Origin of the sequence: Janthinobacterium sp. P210005, assembly GCF_036231865.1 — a bacterium.
GTDB lineage: Bacteria > Pseudomonadota > Gammaproteobacteria > Burkholderiales > Burkholderiaceae_D > Janthinobacterium > Janthinobacterium kumbetense.
The window spans coordinates 1-1,770 of the sequence record NZ_JAZARC010000012.1 but is presented as its reverse complement, the minus strand read 5'-3'; the positions used below and the strand labels follow the sequence as shown (position 1 = coordinate 1,770).

Annotated in this window: 2 tRNA genes and 2 rRNA genes; all 4 read left to right on the top strand. The window is 49.5% G+C overall.

The annotated features are described in order from the left end of the window. Window positions 1-653 (top strand): 16S ribosomal RNA (locus VPH40_RS27890); the annotation flags it as partial. A gap of 100 nt (window positions 654-753) precedes the next feature. Continuing rightward, window positions 754-830, top strand: a tRNA-Ile gene (locus VPH40_RS27885). 19 nt (window positions 831-849) lie between these two features. Further along, window positions 850-925: transfer RNA gene (locus VPH40_RS27880), tRNA-Ala, on the top strand. Between the two features lie 239 nt (window positions 926-1,164). After that, window positions 1,165-1,770: ribosomal RNA gene (locus tag VPH40_RS27875) — 23S ribosomal RNA — on the top strand; the annotation flags it as partial.

The following is a 1,770-nucleotide window of genomic DNA, read 5'->3' as shown; positions in this document are numbered from 1 at the left end:
GGGAGTACGGTCGCAAGATTAAAACTCAAAGGAATTGACGGGGACCCGCACAAGCGGTGGATGATGTGGATTAATTCGATGCAACGCGAAAAACCTTACCTACCCTTGACATGGCTGGAATCCTCGAGAGATTGAGGAGTGCTCGAAAGAGAGCCAGTACACAGGTGCTGCATGGCTGTCGTCAGCTCGTGTCGTGAGATGTTGGGTTAAGTCCCGCAACGAGCGCAACCCTTGTCATTAGTTGCTACGAAAGGGCACTCTAATGAGACTGCCGGTGACAAACCGGAGGAAGGTGGGGATGACGTCAAGTCCTCATGGCCCTTATGGGTAGGGCTTCACACGTCATACAATGGTACATACAGAGCGCCGCCAACCCGCGAGGGGGAGCTAATCGCAGAAAGTGTATCGTAGTCCGGATTGTAGTCTGCAACTCGACTGCATGAAGTTGGAATCGCTAGTAATCGCGGATCAGCATGTCGCGGTGAATACGTTCCCGGGTCTTGTACACACCGCCCGTCACACCATGGGAGCGGGTTTTACCAGAAGTAGGTAGCTTAACCGTAAGGAGGGCGCTTACCACGGTAGGATTCGTGACTGGGGTGAAGTCGTAACAAGGTAGCCGTATCGGAAGGTGCGGCTGGATCACCTCCTTTCTAGAGTTTGCACGAATCATGTAAATGATTCACGCATCAAATGTTCACACTTATCGGCTGTTTAATTAAGAAGAAACAGTAGTCGTAGTAGCACCGCGTTGGGGCTGTAGCTCAGCTGGTTAGAGCACCGTGTTGATAACGCGGGGGTCGTTGGTTCGAGTCCAACCAGCCCTACCAGCTAATTAGTAGTATCTCAGGGGGATTAGCTCAGCTGGGAGAGCACCTGCTTTGCAAGCAGGGGGTCGTCGGTTCGATCCCGTCATCCTCCACCAAAGTTTTACTCGAAAGTGCAAACGTAAGCCTCTGGGTTTAGGTTTGATCTTTTAGCGATCAAAGCTGTTTCGTTCTTTAACAATCTGGAAGAAGTAAAGATTATTTATTGATCGGTTTGCCGTAAAAGGTAAATCGATGGGTAATGATTGTATGTATCAACAAACAAGCAACAACGTTGTACTTTCTTATCCCTGTAGCGCTCTTTGATAATTTCGATTATTAGAGGCTAACGTTATAGGGACAAGCGAATAAGTGCACATGGTGGATGCCTTGGCGATTACAGGCGATGAAGGACGTAGTAGCTTGCGATAAGCTGCGGGGAGTGAGCAAACACACTTTGATCCGCAGATTTCCGAATGGGGCAACCCACCCTTTTAGGGTATTGCATACTGAATACATAGGTATGCAAGGCGAACGCGGCGAACTGAAACATCTAAGTAGCTGCAGGAAAAGAAATCAACCGAGATTCCCAAAGTAGCGGCGAGCGAAATGGGAAGAGCCTGTACGTGATAGTCGGACCGATAACAGAATCCTCTGGAAATAGGAGCCATAGTGGGTGATAGCCCCGTATGTGAAATCGGACCGGTGGTACTAAGCGTACGACAAGTAGGGCGGGACACGTGACATCCTGTCTGAATATGGGGGGACCATCCTCCAAGGCTAAATACTCGTAATCGACCGATAGTGAACCAGTACCGTGAGGGAAAGGCGAAAAGAACCCCGGAAGGGGAGTGAAATAGATCCTGAAACCGTGTGCATACAAACAGTAGGAGCGGACTTGTTCCGTGACTGCGTACCTTTTGTATAATGGGTCAGCGACTTACATTCAGTGGCAAGGTTAACC